A 14,253-nucleotide genomic window follows, 5' to 3' on the forward strand; every position below is an offset into this window, starting at 1 on the left:
GGATCAAGACCCTTCAACAAAGGAGACTTCAAATGCCAAAATTTATGTTCATTTATCACGGAGGTGGGCGCCCGGAAACGCCGGAGGAAGGCGAGAAAGTCATGGCAGCCTGGATGAAGTGGATGGAAGGGATAGGCGCTGATCTCGTCGATGGTGGCAACCCGGCAGGTATGTCCAAAACCGTCAGCGCAGATGGTGTGGCGAATGATGGCGGTGCCAACCCGGTCTCCGGCTACACGCTTGTCAATGCGCCCGATATCGACGCGGCCTGCGAAATCGCAAAGGGCTGCCCAATCCTGGAGGGCGGGATGGGCACAGTGGAAGTGGCCGAAGCGATGGAGATGTAGCCAAACCAGACTGAATGAAGCGCCGGTGGCATATGTCGATGCCTCCGGCAGGAGTATTTTCTGCAGAGTGAAGCTGGAGTTGCGAAACTCAGCGCATGACTTCTGTCGCGCGCATCATCCCGGTTTTTAGACCGTCCCAATTTCTGATCGGAGCATCGAGATATTTTGCCGCTTCTGGATGGTTAGGGTCTAAAACACCGAGCTTCGCCAAAATCGCTGCAATCGCGTTTTCAGAAGCGCGCGTGCCGCCATCAATGATCTTCAGTGCGACACCCAGTTTCTGTTCGGGCAATATGGCGATGAAGAAGGCCTCAGCACCGGTTTTGATCGCGACTTTATGGTTCATTGCGCGCATCAGATTGGTACAGGCGCGGCCCTCGCCAGCCACATACTCCGGATGTTTGGCCATAGCATTCCTCAAGCGTGCAGCGGCTGTTTCGCGGGTGCCTTCGCCTTCACGAGCTGCTGCAAAGAACGCCATAGCGCGGGCCATGCCTTTGAGTGTGCTGGCGTGATTGGGAGCAGAGCAGCCATCAATGCCGTAGCCTGTGCTGGTTTCCTGTGTCAGCTCTTCATGCGCTGCCAGAACGGCTTTTTGCACAGGATGGTTTATATCTGTGTAGTTTTTCTCCGCGCCGAGATGTTTGGCCAGGGTGAGAAAGCCCGAGTGTTTGCCGGAACAGTTGTTGTGTACGCGGCAAACCGGGTCATTGCAGCGGATCAACTCATCACGCACACCAATGTCGCGCGGTTCCTGAGGTCCGCAAATCAGATCGTCATCTGAAAACCCTTGCGCCGCGAGCCAGGCATTCACCATGTCATTGTGGATGGCAGACGCGTTATGGGACGCGCAGGCCAGCGCCAGGTGCTGCTCCGTCAAACCTGCGGCATCGGCTGCGCCGCTTTCCACCAAAGGCAATGCCTGGATCATTTTTGAGGAGCTGCGAGGCAGCACAATGGCATCCGGATCGCCCCATGCATGCACAATCTCCCCGTCGGCATTGCAGACCACGGCATGGCCGCTGTGGACACTCTCAAGAATGTCTCCTCGCCAGAGTTCGGTCATCGGCACGGCTTTGGTCATAAATCTCTCGCTTTCATGGGCAAATTTGTGCCAACGGGTCTTTCGTCTCGCGGCAAACATGGGCTAAGCTTATTCTATCGCGTATAATAATCTCCGGCCCAACACAAATGGTGCAAAACCAGCGGGCAGGAACCAGAGGCAACACACAGCTTGGAGGCTGTAGAAGAGCATGACATCACGTTGGATGACGGCGCTGGCCATGGCGGCGACGCTTTGGAGTGGCAGTGTTTCGGCACAGGCATCAAGCGAAAATCAGGTCAACGCCATCACGGATTGGAGCGTCTTTGAGCACAAAGACGGTGACAAACGTGAATGCTGGGCGGTGAGCACAGCCAAAGAGAGCGTGAACACCCGCGGCGGACAGGTTGTGGCCGTACGCCGCAGCGACATTCTGCTGATGGTGTCTTTCTTGCCCCACGAGAGCGTCTCGGCGCAGGTTGGGTTTACCGGTGGATATCCCTTTGCTGGTGGATCCACCGTTGAAGTGAGCATTGACGGTCAGAGTTTTGTGATGATCACAGAAGGCGAATGGGCTTGGCCTGCGTCTTCCGGAGATGATGCCAAAATTGTTGCGGCCATGAAACGCGGCGCGGATGCGACGCTGACGGCGCGCTCTTCACGCGGGACCAAAACCGCCGATACGTTTTCGTTGCGCGGTTTTACCGCTGCCGTCGAAGACGCAGAGAAACGCTGTAACTGAGATCAATAAAGCCCCTGCCAGGGCCTAACACGCATCCAACGTCACCATGGGGGAGATCGATCGGAACAACCGGTCGATCAAATGGCCATGGGAGAGCAAAAATGGCGCAGGCAGAAACAGCATACACAAATGGCCGGCAGTCTCAGGTGCAAGAGCTGGGCTCCAAAGATGTGAGCCTGGTTGCGAGAAGTACAAAGATCGCAACCCGACAAGGAGAGGTGGCGGTCGAAACGCTTCGCGCTGGTGATGAAGTGGTCAGCCGAGATCTGGGGCTTATCCGTGTGCGCTGGGTTGGAGTGTTGCAGGCAATTGAGCTCCCGATCCGAGTGCCTGCTGGCGCTTTGGGGAGAAATGTCCCAGCGCGCGATTGTTTACTTGCACCAAATTCTCGGATCTGGATGCGGGGCACTGAGTTTGAAACTGCCTTTGCTGCGCGTGAGGTGATGGTTCCGGTGAAGGATCTCGTCGATTGGCACGGGATAACAGAGCATGTTTCACATGCGCCCACGACCGACTATTTTCTCGTGCTATGTGACACACCGCAAATCCTGACCATGGATGGCATGCAGGTGGAGATGCGCCACGCTGGAGCCGATATGCCGGAATTTGATACGGTGGATGCGGACGAAATGGCCGTCCTGTTTCCGGAACTTCTGGCTCTCAGTCCAAAATCGGATAAATGGCGTCGCCGTTTGGACAAACACGAAGCGGCTCACGTAGTTGAGGTCAAAAAACGCGCTTAGGGTGCTTCAAAGCGTTTGAGGTATTCCAAAAGAGATTTGTCTGGTTCTTCGTCAAAATTCTCCCCAGCCAGCAAAGCTTCGTTGATGTGATCGATCCGAAAGACCCGGAAGTCTTCACGGGTTTCGCACCATGCAGTGCAGGTCCAGGCGCGACCCCAATATTCCATCTGCAGAGGTCTGATATGTCTTCGGCTTTGGCGGCCATCCAGTGTGGTATAGTCGATCATCAGTACCTGCCTTTCGCGGATGGCGCGGCGAAGGATCGGCATTTGGGCAAAACTTGCTGCCACTTCAGGGGCTGCAAAGATCTCTTTGTCAAAACCGTCAATCCCACCGAACGTGGGCTTAGGCATGGCGCGATCCACTTTGCTCAACATATGTTCGGCGGCTTCTTGCAATTCCGGATCAGCGGTTTGCCGCACCAGAGCGGCGCCAAGGTGTAATGCCTCAAGCTCGATCTGTGTCAGCGCCATAGGGGGCATGAATACGGGCGCTCGCAGAATGTAGCCCACCCCGCGTTCGCCCTCCACTGGAATGCCTGAGGCAACCAGTGTGTCCATATCCCGATAGATCGTGCGGACCGACACCTCCATTTTCTCGGCGAGGTTTGATGCCTTGTGCAGGCGCCCATCGCGCAAGAGTTGGATCAGATCAAAGAGGCGGTCGGTCCGGCGCATTTTATGACGTGCTGCCTTTGATGGTGTAGTGGGACATGCTCATGGAATTCTGATCCAGAACCGCCATCAGGTCCATCAGTTCCGGATGTGCTTCTGGGTTGAACGCTGCGGAAGCCGCATGCGCATCGGCAAGCGTTTCCCATTCCACCTCGTCGATCCAATCACCTTCCGCGGTGACTGCGACACGGCGGCGGAGAAAGCCTGCCTGTGCCGTTGCAAAGCTCTGCGATTTTTCCCATGCGGCTATGGCTTGTTCCGGTTTGACGTCGGCGTTCAGGCGGTAGCGCACAATTTCAATAACAGACATTTTGGTCTCCTATGTGGTCCGTTTCGATATCCGCCTTGTGTCACAGCCCAACTGACACGGTCTGTCAGTTGGTTTTGGAGTCAGCCAGGTTTTCTGGCAATATTTGCAAAACGCCCTAAATGGTGTATCTGCACCGCTTGAATTCCCAGATGAGTCCCTGAGCCATGAGTACCTCCGCGCCAATCACGCAGGACGTGATGACCATTCCCCGTAAGCTGCCTGAGGGCGGCAAGATCAATCTCGTTGGGTTGACCCGTGATCAGATGCGCGAAGTGTTGATTGCCAATGGGACCAAGGAGAAGCAGGCCAAGATGCGCGTTGGGCAAATCTGGCAGTGGATATACCAATGGGGCGTGCGTGATTTTCACGAGATGACCAACCTGTCCAAAGCCTATCGGGCAGAGCTGGATGAGGTTTTTGAAATTGCGATCCCTGAAGTCATCACCAAACAGGTGAGCGAGGACGGGACCCGGAAATATCTGGTGCGTATTGCTGGCGGGCATGAGGTTGAGGTGGTCTACATCCCAGAGGATGATCGTGGTACGCTATGTATCTCCTCTCAGGTCGGGTGCACGCTAACCTGCTCTTTCTGCCATACAGGCACACAGAAACTGGTGCGCAATTTGACGGCGGCGGAAATTATCGGTCAGCTGATGATGGCGCGTGATGATCTTGAAGAATGGCCGGTGCCTGGTGCGCCTAAAGACGAGACGCGCCTGCTCTCCAATATTGTTCTGATGGGCATGGGTGAGCCGCTCTACAATTTCGATAATGTGCGTGACGCGATGAAGATTGCGATGGACCCGGAAGGGATTTCTCTGTCTCGTCGCCGTATCACGCTGTCGACCTCTGGCGTTGTTCCGGAGATTGCACGCACGGCTGAAGAGATTGGCTGTCTGCTCGCGATTTCCTTCCATGCCACGACCAACGAAACCCGTGACGTGTTGGTTCCGATCAACAAGCGTTGGAACATTGACGAGTTGTTGCAGGCCCTTGCCGATTATCCAAAAGTCTCCAACTCCGAGCGGATCACCTTTGAGTATGTGATGTTGGATGGTGTGAACGATACCGACGAAGACGCCCACCGTCTGATCGACCATATCAAACGCTACAACATTCCGGCCAAGATCAACCTAATCCCCTTCAACGAATGGCCTGGCGCGCCTTATAAACGCAGCTCCAACAACCGCATCCGCGCGTTTGCCAATATCATTTATCAGGCGGGCTATGCCTCCCCGATCCGCAAGACCCGCGGTGAAGATATCATGGCGGCTTGCGGTCAGTTGAAATCCGCAACAGAGCGGGCGCGCAAATCGCGCAAGCAAATTGCGGAAGAGGCGGGGCTTTCACAGCCCTAAGCCTTTGGCGCTGCAACGGGTTGGAAAGCTTTGCAAATTTGGGTAATCTGATTGTGGTTTTCATCACGGAAGAGTTGTTATGCCCAAATTTGTGCTTTCCACCGCTGCGCATCTGATCGCCAACGCTGTCGGCCTTATCCTTGCCAGTGTTCTGCTGCCAGGGTTTTCCATTGGCATATTGGGCGCCATCATTGTGACATTGGTTTTCACGGTGGTGTCGGTCGTGCTTCTGCCGGTGGTTCGCAAAATTGCGGAGAAGAAGCTGCCGGAGCTTTTGGGTGGCATTTCACTTGTTGTGTCCTTCGCTGGCCTGCTCATCACCGAACTGCTTGTTTCGGATTTTACCATCGGCGGGGTCGCCAACCTGCTCGCAGCGACATTGATTGTCTGGCTTGGCGCGTTGATTTCAGGGGTGTTGCTGCCGAAGTATCTGTTCCCATCTTTGGCAGAGGCCAAATCCCAAAAGGTTAATAAGGCCTAAAACTTTTCACAGTTAGGCGCCAATTCAGTCGAGATCGGCCTTCAGTTTCCTTTCTGTAAACAACGGGAAGGAATGCACGATGACACCTACTCAAATTCTTAGCACTGAGATTGAAGCGCCTGTCTTGGATATTCTGAAGCGAGAGCGGGATCAGGCTTTGAGCGCGCGTGAATGGAAGTTTCGCCTCGCGGGCTATGGATATGCCATCAAGGATGTGGCCGGTGCGCAGGTTGTGACCAAGTTGCCTCACGGTACAGAGATCGGCGTTCTACCAAAGCAGTTTCACTAAGGCGGCCAGACCGGGCATATAAGCAGTTGCCAGAACTGTGACGCCCCGAAAATATCGGAGCGCCTGAAATTTCTGGGTGTGTTGGGCTCAGCGGCCGGGAATCTCCGCGCGGCGGGAATAATCTTTCCAGTTGTCGAGCACCTCAACAGCCTCTTCAGCGGTTTCCACGAACTGGAAGAGATCCAGATCATCAGCCGAGATAGTGCCTGCGTCTGAAAGAGCGTCCCAATTGATGATGCTTTCCCAAAATGCACGCCCGAACAACAGGAACGGGACGCGCTGCATCCGCCCTGTCTGAATGAGCGTCAGGGCTTCGAACAGCTCATCAAGCGTGCCAAACCCGCCAGGGAACACACAGATGGCCCGTGCACGCATCAGAAAGTGCATCTTGCGTATCGCAAAATAATGGAAGTTGAAGCACAGGTCCGGGGATACATATTCGTTTGGCGCCTGTTCGTGAGGCAGTACGATGTTGAGGCCAATTGAGCGCCCACCGGCCTCCATTGCGCCACGGTTGCCCGCCTCCATCACGCCGGGGCCGCCACCCGTGACGATCACGTTCTTCTTGCCATCGCTGGCTTTGGTCGCGATCTGAGCAAACTTGCGTGCCTCATCATAAAAGGACGACAAATCTGCCAAAGTCTGCGTGCGTGCAGTCTTCTTTTTGGCGGGTTCAGGAATGCGCGCGCCGCCAAACAGCACCACGGTGCTTTCAATACCGTGTTCGTCGAGCGCCAGTTCCGGCTTGAGTAGCTCAAGCTGCAATCTCACCGGGCGCAGCTCATCCCGACACAGGAAATCAGTGTCCGCAAAAGCCAATCTGTAAGAAGGGGCACGGGTTTGTGGAGTGTCCGGGACATGTGACGCGGTTTCACGATCTGAATGGGCATCAGACAGCGGGTGGGGGCGTTCATCCTGCATGGTGTTGGTCCTTGCTTGCGCGTTTAGCTCAGGCCTATAGGTTTCACGTTAACAAAGCCAGTAACAGGGACGCAAAATGGACTGGAACGCCGAGATAAAAGCCGCTGCTGCGCGCATAGATGGACATATTGTGCGCACACCTGTGATGACAGTGGATGGCGGGTTTGGCCTGAGTCACAGCATCGAGATGAAGCTGGAGCAGCTGCAGCACACCGGCACATTCAAGGCGCGCGGGGCATTTAACACCCTGCTATCTCGTGACGTACCTGCGGCAGGTCTGGTCGCAGCTTCTGGTGGGAATCATGGTGCGGCGGTGGCTTACGCCGCGCATCAGCTTGGTCACAAGGCTCGAATCTATGTGCCGGAAATGGCGGGCCCGGCAAAGGTCGCGCTCATCAAGGATGCGGGGGCAGATTTGCAGGTTGTGCCAGGTGCCTATGCCGACGCTTTTGAGCAGGCGAAGGCCTATGAGGCAGAAACCGGCGCGATGCAAATACACGCCTATGACGCGCCAGCGACGGTGGCAGGGCAGGGCACTTTGGCTTTGGAATGGGAAGAGCAGGGGTTGGATGCCGACACTGTTCTGATCGCCGTGGGCGGTGGCGGTTTGATTGCGGGGGCGATGACTTGGTTTGACGGTCGCCGTCGTGTGGTCGCTGTCGAGCCGGAAACGTCCTGCGCGCTCAATGTTGCGCTGGGCGCTGGGTCTCCGGTGGATGTAGAGGTGTCAGGCGTCGCCGCAAACGCGCTGGGGGCCAAGCGCATTGGGCAAATTTGCTATGACCTCGCAGTATCCACTGGAGCGGAGTCCATTTTGGTCCCAGATGACGCGATCACACGCGCGCAACATGCGCTTTGGCGTGAGCGCCGTCTACTTGTGGAACCGGCGGGGGCAACCGCTCTCGCGGCGTTGATGTCGGGCGCTTATGTGCCGGAGCCCAGTGAAAAAGTCGCTGTGCTGGTCTGCGGAGCCAATATTGCGCCCGATCCGATGCAATAATGGTCGCAAAGAGGACGTGACGGCTGCGTCCGATCTCGTTAGATAAGCGTGAACTCAAGACATCCGGAGCCTGAAGACATGTCCAATGCCCAACTGGAACAAGCCATCGAAGCCGCATGGGATGCGCGCGATACCATCACCTCTGCGACCACCGGCGAAACCCGCGAGGCGATCGAAGACACGCTGAATGCGCTGGACAGGGGCAGCCTGCGTGTTGCTGAGAAACTCGAAAGCGGCGATTGGCATGTGAACCAGTGGGCTAAAAAGGCTGTGCTGCTTGGCTTCCGCATCAAAGATATGGAGATCCAGGGTGGCGGCCCGCAGGGTTCCGGCTGGTGGGACAAAGTCGACAGCAAATTCAAAGGCTGGGGCGAGACCCAGTGGAAAGAGGCAGGCTTCCGTGCTGTGCCTAACTGTGTTGTTCGTAAATCCGCTTATATCGCACCTGGCGTGGTGTTGATGCCATCTTTCGTGAACCTTGGCGCCTATGTTGATGAAGGCACTATGGTCGACACTTGGGCCACCGTTGGTTCTTGCGCGCAGATCGGCAAAAACGTGCACCTCTCCGGTGGTGTGGGTATCGGTGGCGTGCTGGAGCCCATGCAAGCTGGCCCAACCATCATCGAAGACAACTGCTTTATCGGCGCACGCTCAGAGGTGGTCGAAGGCTGCATCGTGCGCGAAGGCTCTGTCCTTGGCATGGGTGTCTTCATTGGCCAATCTACCAAGATCGTGGATCGCGAAACCGGCGAAGTGATGTATGGCGAAGTGCCGCCATACTCCGTGGTTGTTGCTGGCTCGATGCCGTCCAAGAATGGTGTGAACCTCTATTGCGCTGTGATCGTGAAGCGCGTTGACGAAAAAACACGCTCCAAGACCGGTATCAACGAGCTGCTCCGCGACTGATTTTGCGGCGGCCACTGACTGAAACAAATGAAGGCGCTCTCGGGATTGAGCGCCTTCTTTCTATCCATCAGATGACGAAGCCTGTATGGGAGCACTGAACGAGGATCGCTCAGCCCATTTATCCGACCAAGATCCACCTGTGTGCGTCACAAAGTGAGATCAAGGTAGAACAAACAAAGGAAAGCATCGCGATGGCCCAAGAGAAGAAAAAGAAAACACGCCAACAGGTCTACACTTTGTTGGTTCAGGTTGGGCGCAAAGACGGTGATGGTCTGCCCGAAGAAGCGACCGGTGGCGCGCTTATGATCTATGCCAGCGGCGTGGACGAAGCGGAAGCTGTGCGTGAAACGGTGGCGATCCTGAAGCAGGCAGACCTCAACCCGCTTGACGTGACCGGATATGGCACCATTGAGGAGCGCGAAGCGCAAGGCCATGAAATTGACGGGCAAGAGCGCGAGTTGATGCAGCGTGCATTGGATGAAAACTCCGTTGTTGTCGCGCAGATGACTCCGTTCTTTCACGGCGAAGAAAGCGAAGGCGAAAGCACCGAACATTGAGTTCGGCTTTTGACTTATGCGGCCCGTTGGGCGGCAAGTGTGAGCGCGTCAAACTCTCTAAGTACCGGATAGGCCGTGCGAGAGTGCTCAGGCAGTTTCGCGCGTGGATAGCCAGATAACATACTCGCTTTCAAAATTTCCCGCTTGCGACGCAGCCGGCCAATGTCGAAGCTCTCCAGATAGGTTCCTGCCACCAAAACAGCGGCATGGTCTGGCAGCAGCAATTGGCAGTATGTCGTGAGTGGGGTGGAGCCACCGCTGGTCGCCGCATTTCCGTGAAGGAGATGGCCTGCTGGCACCAACACATATTCTGACCCGAACATGTACTCGACCCGGCTTCCGCCAATCACCAGCCTCTGGGTGGGGCTTGTCACAATGTCTTGGGCGAGACCAAAAAAAGGCGCGCGCAGTCTGATAGGAGCGAAATTGCCCGCTGCTGGGACGGTGCGCATGATATTGGACAGAACAGGTACCAGATCACCGGTGGACGCTTGGACAACATCGCCGCGCTGCAGGCTGCCTACCGGCTGATAGCCGCGGTCTGTCATCACTGGCGTCTCCGGAGACAAGCTCGGCATAGGGCCTATGGGCTCGATGCGATTTGAGAAGGCGATAAAGCACACATCGTTGGCAAGGGTGCGGGTTTCCGCGAGCACTGTGCAGGCCTTGACGTCTTCAGGGCTGAGCGCGATTGGTGCCTTGATGCTGCGATGTGCCACGCGAAACGTGCCCGGTTGTTCGACTGACAGACGTCCCAATCCTGCTGTCAGATCCCAGGAGTACGTGACCCGCAAGGCATCGGCCCGACCAATGGTGTCCAGATTGACTGCGCCGTGACAGGTGCGGCCGGCACGGTTCATGACCAATACCACGCCGCCACCGGGCACTGCCTGCAGAGAAAAACGCACCCCGTGGCCGTCAACTGGCCGAAAAGCCAACAGCGTTTGTGGACGATCATATGGGGATGCACGCATCTCAAGCACAACACTTCCGCGCGTCATCGGTGTCTCGTCGACACCCGTATCGGCCCCCGCGCCAACGCCCAGATGGGCCAACCCATTTGCGCAAAAGAGGGCTCGGGATTTGTCCAGTAAGCCGATCCAGCTCATGTGGTGCTACTCCTGAGCGGGTCAGAATATGCCTGTGCCGTGTTCATACGCGCCACGCGATTATTCTGCTGCGATGGCAGCAAGATGCGTCATTGCAGCAACCTCATAGCTGCGCAGCCCCCGCCGTGCCATCGGACCATATCCCTCCCCGGAATCCCGGTCGATTTCCGGAAAAATGGCGCAGATTTCATCCACAATTTCCGCTTCAAAGCTGGCAGAAGTCTGGGGACCCGGCAAAAAACTCTCAGTTGGCAGATTTTCTGAGAAGACAATCTGATGCTCGTCAAACAGCAGGTGCACATATTCAACCGTGCCACCAGGCACCCGCCGCACAGACTGATCGTTGACCAGATCCCGCGCAGCCACTAAGACCTCTTCTTCGCCAAAAAGCAGTTCTGCCCACGCGTTCTGCATCAGAACGCGATGCAGGGGGGACAGTTTGAGGCTGCGATGCTTGCCAAAAGTGTTAGCGGCGATGTGGATGGGGGCCAGATTGCCCTCAGCTGGCACCTCTCGCCGCCCGACCCAACGAATGGGTTGCGCGCCATTGTCCATGGTCTCCACCAAGTCGCCGATGTTCAGACATTCCACCGGGACCTCGCCGTAAGGGGTGCGAATGAACGTGCCTGCGGTGAAACAGGGGGCCTGATTTACGGTGACAAAGCCCACATCCGTGGTGCCGTTGTTATCGTCGACCGTATAGGAGAAATTGACCACTTCTTCGTCGTCATCACCCACAAGCGTGAGTGTCCCATCGCCGTTGACCGTCACTTCCTGTCCGCTGGGCAGGGTGATGGTCCCCCCCGCGGCAACAGGCTGGCCGGAGATATGGGTGATGGTGAGAGAGTTGCCGGTGTCGTTCACATCATTGGCAAGCACATCGATTGTGCGTGTGCCATCGATTGGCAGGTTCACCTCATCGAGATTGGCAACCAAGGAAGTTTGCAGTGAGTTCGCCGCGATCAGTAGCGAGCTGTCATAGCTGCTGTCGGAAACATCCGCGATGACGATGCGAATGGTGTTCAACCCTTCCGTGATGTTGAATTTCAACGTCATGGTCTGGGTAAACCCGTCCATCTCGGTGTTGAATTGGCTACCAGTGTTGTCGACAAAGAGGCTTTCGTTGTTTCCCGTGTTGATGTTTCGGGGGTCTACGTCACCATCGCCAATCGCCAGCGGCACATAAGTTCCGTTGACGGAGACAGCCACAAAATCCTGATAGATCGAGTTGGTGAACTCCGGATATTCTTCGGAGGCAAATACAAATTGCATTGTCATCTGGCTGGCTTCAGTGGCCGTGAAGGACACATCCAAGTAAGCCGCATCAAAGGTTGAAGTGCCCGCAATCGCGTTGAATTCGGGGTTGTTGTCTTCGCCATTGGTGTTTGAAGAGCGGTTGGTCCGCTGGTTAAAAGCACCAAATCTGTTGGAAAAGTTGGTGGCTCGACCTGTTGAGAGGATCACCCCGGAGTCGCTTGGTGTGGCTTCCGGAGATAGGGAATCGCCGTCGGTATAAATGCCAGATGATGTGCTTTGTCCGCTGTAGGATGCAGAAACGATTGTGACATCATCGCCGAAAATGGTTTCGGCCATGTCGATCGCGGAGGCACCGGTGTTGATTGGTACTCTGGGCATGTTGCTCTTCCCTGCTTCCAACAGGCACATCACGCATCAGAGACCACACCGGAGGATCCGGGTGATGATAAAACCTCATGGCGCAGCTTTTTGCTGATCGTTTCCATGGGGGCGGCTTTCGCCAACTGCTGGTGACCTGCCTCGGTCGATTTTTATTAACAATCAGTAAATCGGAACCTTTGGGGTTTGTTAAGAGGTTAGGGCTGAAGCCTCACGCTTTGTGGCGGAAATGTGGCTTTCCGGTCCTGTCTTCCTGTGCCACAAGACCATGACCGAAAATGAGGATGCGCCCATGACTTCCATAGATGCCGCCAAGCTGACTGCAGATCTGATCCGTTGTCCCTCCGTGACACCTGAAGAAGGTGGCGCGCTGGTACTGTTGGAGGATTTGCTTTCTGGCGCGGGTTTCACCTGTACGCGCGTGGACCGAAATGGAATTGGCAACCTCTTTGCACGCTGGGGCGAAAGGGGGCATGCCAAGACCTTTGGTTTTAATGGCCACACCGATGTGGTCCCGGTGGGCGATGCTGCGGCATGGAGTGTGGACCCTTTCGGTGCCCAGGAAAAGGACGGCATTCTTTACGGGCGCGGCTCAACTGATATGAAGTCAGGTGTCGCGGCCTTTGCGGCGGCTGCGATCGATTTTGTCTCTGACACACCACCAGACGGTGCCATTGTGTTGACCATCACCGGCGATGAGGAGGGGGATGCGCTGGATGGCACCACCGCGCTGTTGGATTATATGGCCGAACAGAACGAGCAAATGTCTGTTTGCCTGGTCGGAGAGCCAACCTGCCCAAACGAAATGGGCGAGATGATGAAGATCGGGCGCCGCGGATCTCTCAATGCGTTTTTCAAGTTCACCGGGGCGCAGGGGCATTCGGCTTATCCTCATCGCGCCAACAACCCTGTTCCGGTCATGGCACGACTGATGGACCAGCTGTCGCGCCACACATTGGATGAGGGCACAGATCACTTCGACGCCTCCACACTGGCCGTTGTCACGATGGACACTGGAAACCCCGCGACCAATGTGATCCCCGCCGAATGTCGTGCGACGCTCAATATACGGTTTAACGACGCGCATTCCGGTGCCTCGCTGACAGACTGGATGCAAACCCAAGTGGATGCGCTTGCCGCTGAAACAGGTGTGCAGATCGATTTGCAGGTTAAGGTCTCTGGCGAAAGCTTCATCACACCTCCCGGGATGCTCTCTGATCTGGTCGCAGCTGCTGTGGAGGCTGAAACGGGCCGCACGCCCGAGCTCTCAACATCTGGCGGCACATCTGACGCGCGCTTTGTTCAGCATCACTGCCCGGTTGTTGAATTTGGTCTGGTTGGCAAAACCATGCACCAAGTCGACGAGCAGGTCCCGGTGGCACAAATCCATCAACTCAAAGCGATCTACAGCCGGATACTAAGTGACTATTTCAGCTAAAAACGACCCAATTCGCCGTCAACGACTTGTTGTGATGCTCAAGGAGCCACGCCCCGGTCGTGTCAAAACACGTTTGGGGCGCGACATAGGTATGACGGCCTCTGCCTGGTGGTTTCGCCACCAGTCCGCGTCGCTTTTGAAACGTCTGGAAGACCCGCGCTGGGACCTGCTTCTTGCTGTCGCTCCGGATCGCGCTGGGCTTAGCTCTCGCGTTTGGCCAAGCCATCTCCCGAGGGTTCCTCAGGGTAGCGGTGATCTTGGTGCCCGTATGGTGCGTCAATTTCATCGGATGCCGCCGGGCCCGGTTTGCATCATTGGGGCCGATATCCCGGGCATCACCCGCGCACGGGTCAGCGAAGCTTTCCGCGCGCTGGGCGATCACGAAGCAGTCTTTGGTCCCGCGCCGGATGGCGGTTTCTGGTTGGTTGGCCTGAAACGCACCGCGCTGCCGCCGCCTTCCCTCTTCCACAATGTGCGTTGGTCCAGCGAACACGCGCTGGCAGACAGCCGTGCCACACTGCCGGATGCGAAGATTGCAGAGGTTGCCACTCTTGCTGATGTGGACACAGTTGCGGATCTTGCGCGGCTCTAAGCTTCTCATTCGTCAAGTATCCCGGGGATGAACTGGGCCGCAGGCACAGGATGGAGCTGGCCCCTTCCTATTCTGCACGTAGACCTACTGACTGCACCGTGATAGGGCA

The 14,253-nt window shown here is 56.2% G+C and carries 17 protein-coding genes; 11 read left to right on the forward strand and 6 right to left on the reverse strand.

The features are described from left to right. Positions 1–32: 32 nt before the first annotated feature. A complete protein-coding gene (locus J7399_RS08045) occupies positions 33–347 on the forward strand; it encodes a YciI family protein (RefSeq protein WP_209085189.1) in 315 nt (104 codons plus the stop codon). An 88-nt stretch (positions 348–435) separates the two neighbouring features. On the opposite strand, the gene J7399_RS08050 is transcribed toward J7399_RS08045, so the two are convergent. Beyond that, a complete protein-coding gene (locus J7399_RS08050) occupies positions 436–1,431 on the reverse strand; it encodes an asparaginase (protein ID WP_209085191.1) in 996 nt (331 codons plus the stop codon). Positions 1,432–1,600: 169 nt separating this feature from the next. Between J7399_RS08050 and J7399_RS08055 the strand changes: the two genes are divergently transcribed. Both J7399_RS08055 and J7399_RS08060 read left to right on the forward strand, forming a co-directional pair. Beyond that, complete coding sequence (locus tag J7399_RS08055; protein ID WP_247738564.1) at positions 1,601–2,131, forward strand: invasion associated locus B family protein; 531 nt, start codon at positions 1,601–1,603, stop codon at positions 2,129–2,131. 101 nt (positions 2,132–2,232) lie between these two features. After that, the gene (locus J7399_RS08060; protein WP_209085193.1) at positions 2,233–2,874 is read left to right on the forward strand and encodes a Hint domain-containing protein; all 642 of its coding nucleotides are present in this window, start codon (positions 2,233–2,235) and stop codon (positions 2,872–2,874) included. Here J7399_RS08060 and J7399_RS08065 read toward each other — a convergent pair. Together J7399_RS08065 and J7399_RS08070 are read right to left on the reverse strand one after the other, a co-directional pair. After that, entirely contained in the window at positions 2,871–3,551 is a 681-nt protein-coding gene (locus J7399_RS08065; RefSeq protein ID WP_209085194.1) for a YafY family protein, read from the reverse strand. The two genes, J7399_RS08060 and J7399_RS08065, sit on opposite strands and share 4 nt — an antisense overlap. 1 nt (position 3,552) lies before the next feature. Continuing rightward, on the reverse strand, positions 3,553–3,858 hold the full coding sequence (locus tag J7399_RS08070) for a hypothetical protein (RefSeq protein ID WP_209085195.1): 306 nt from the start codon (positions 3,856–3,858) through the stop codon (positions 3,553–3,555). 164 nt (positions 3,859–4,022) lie between these two features. On the opposite strand from J7399_RS08070, the gene rlmN reads away from it, so the two are divergent. The 3 genes from rlmN (at position 4,023) to J7399_RS08085 (ending at position 5,986) form a co-directional block, all read left to right on the forward strand. Next, the gene (gene rlmN, locus J7399_RS08075) at positions 4,023–5,216 is read left to right on the forward strand and encodes a 23S rRNA (adenine(2503)-C(2))-methyltransferase RlmN (protein ID WP_209085196.1); all 1,194 of its coding nucleotides are present in this window, start codon (positions 4,023–4,025) and stop codon (positions 5,214–5,216) included. A 79-nt stretch (positions 5,217–5,295) separates the two neighbouring features. After that, positions 5,296–5,697, forward strand: coding sequence for a phage holin family protein (locus J7399_RS08080; protein ID WP_209058332.1), 402 nt, complete (start codon positions 5,296–5,298; stop codon positions 5,695–5,697). A gap of 79 nt (positions 5,698–5,776) precedes the next feature. After that, positions 5,777–5,986, forward strand: coding sequence for a hypothetical protein (locus J7399_RS08085; protein WP_209085198.1), 210 nt, complete (start codon positions 5,777–5,779; stop codon positions 5,984–5,986). Positions 5,987–6,073: 87 nt separating this feature from the next. On the opposite strand, the gene J7399_RS08090 is transcribed toward J7399_RS08085, so the two are convergent. Then, a complete protein-coding gene (locus J7399_RS08090) occupies positions 6,074–6,907 on the reverse strand; it encodes a TIGR00730 family Rossman fold protein (RefSeq protein ID WP_209085200.1) in 834 nt (277 codons plus the stop codon). A 76-nt stretch (positions 6,908–6,983) separates the two neighbouring features. On the opposite strand from J7399_RS08090, the gene J7399_RS08095 reads away from it, so the two are divergent. The 3 genes from J7399_RS08095 to J7399_RS08105 all read left to right on the forward strand — a co-directional run bounded on the left by J7399_RS08095 (position 6,984) and on the right by J7399_RS08105 (position 9,370). Next, positions 6,984–7,907: a threonine/serine dehydratase gene (locus tag J7399_RS08095; RefSeq protein WP_209085203.1), complete on the forward strand. Its 924-nt coding sequence runs from the start codon at positions 6,984–6,986 to the stop codon at positions 7,905–7,907. Positions 7,908–7,985: 78 nt separating this feature from the next. After that, a complete protein-coding gene (dapD, locus tag J7399_RS08100; RefSeq protein ID WP_209085206.1) occupies positions 7,986–8,813 on the forward strand; it encodes a 2,3,4,5-tetrahydropyridine-2,6-dicarboxylate N-succinyltransferase in 828 nt (275 codons plus the stop codon). 191 nt (positions 8,814–9,004) lie between these two features. Beyond that, positions 9,005–9,370 (forward strand): hypothetical protein, encoded by a 366-nt coding sequence (locus tag J7399_RS08105; protein ID WP_209058343.1) that lies wholly within the window; start codon positions 9,005–9,007, stop codon positions 9,368–9,370. Positions 9,371–9,384: 14 nt separating this feature from the next. Here the strand turns inward: J7399_RS08105 and J7399_RS08110 are convergent, their stop codons facing one another. Together J7399_RS08110 and J7399_RS08115 are read right to left on the reverse strand one after the other, a co-directional pair. Continuing rightward, positions 9,385–10,479, reverse strand: a complete 1,095-nt coding sequence (locus tag J7399_RS08110; protein WP_209085207.1) for a Hint domain-containing protein — start codon at positions 10,477–10,479, stop codon at positions 9,385–9,387. Positions 10,480–10,539: 60 nt separating this feature from the next. Next, entirely contained in the window at positions 10,540–12,114 is a 1,575-nt protein-coding gene (locus J7399_RS08115; protein WP_247738565.1) for a Hint domain-containing protein, read from the reverse strand. Positions 12,115–12,406: 292 nt separating this feature from the next. On the opposite strand from J7399_RS08115, the gene dapE reads away from it, so the two are divergent. Further along, the gene (gene dapE, locus J7399_RS08120; RefSeq protein WP_209058347.1) at positions 12,407–13,552 is read left to right on the forward strand and encodes a succinyl-diaminopimelate desuccinylase; all 1,146 of its coding nucleotides are present in this window, start codon (positions 12,407–12,409) and stop codon (positions 13,550–13,552) included. A 34-nt stretch (positions 13,553–13,586) separates the two neighbouring features. Then, positions 13,587–14,144, forward strand: a complete 558-nt coding sequence (locus tag J7399_RS08125) for a TIGR04282 family arsenosugar biosynthesis glycosyltransferase (RefSeq protein ID WP_209058349.1) — start codon at positions 13,587–13,589, stop codon at positions 14,142–14,144. The last annotated feature ends 109 nt before the right edge of the window (positions 14,145–14,253 follow it).

Origin of the sequence: Shimia sp. R9_1 (genome assembly GCF_017743775.1) — a bacterium.
Lineage (GTDB): Bacteria > Pseudomonadota > Alphaproteobacteria > Rhodobacterales > Rhodobacteraceae > Shimia.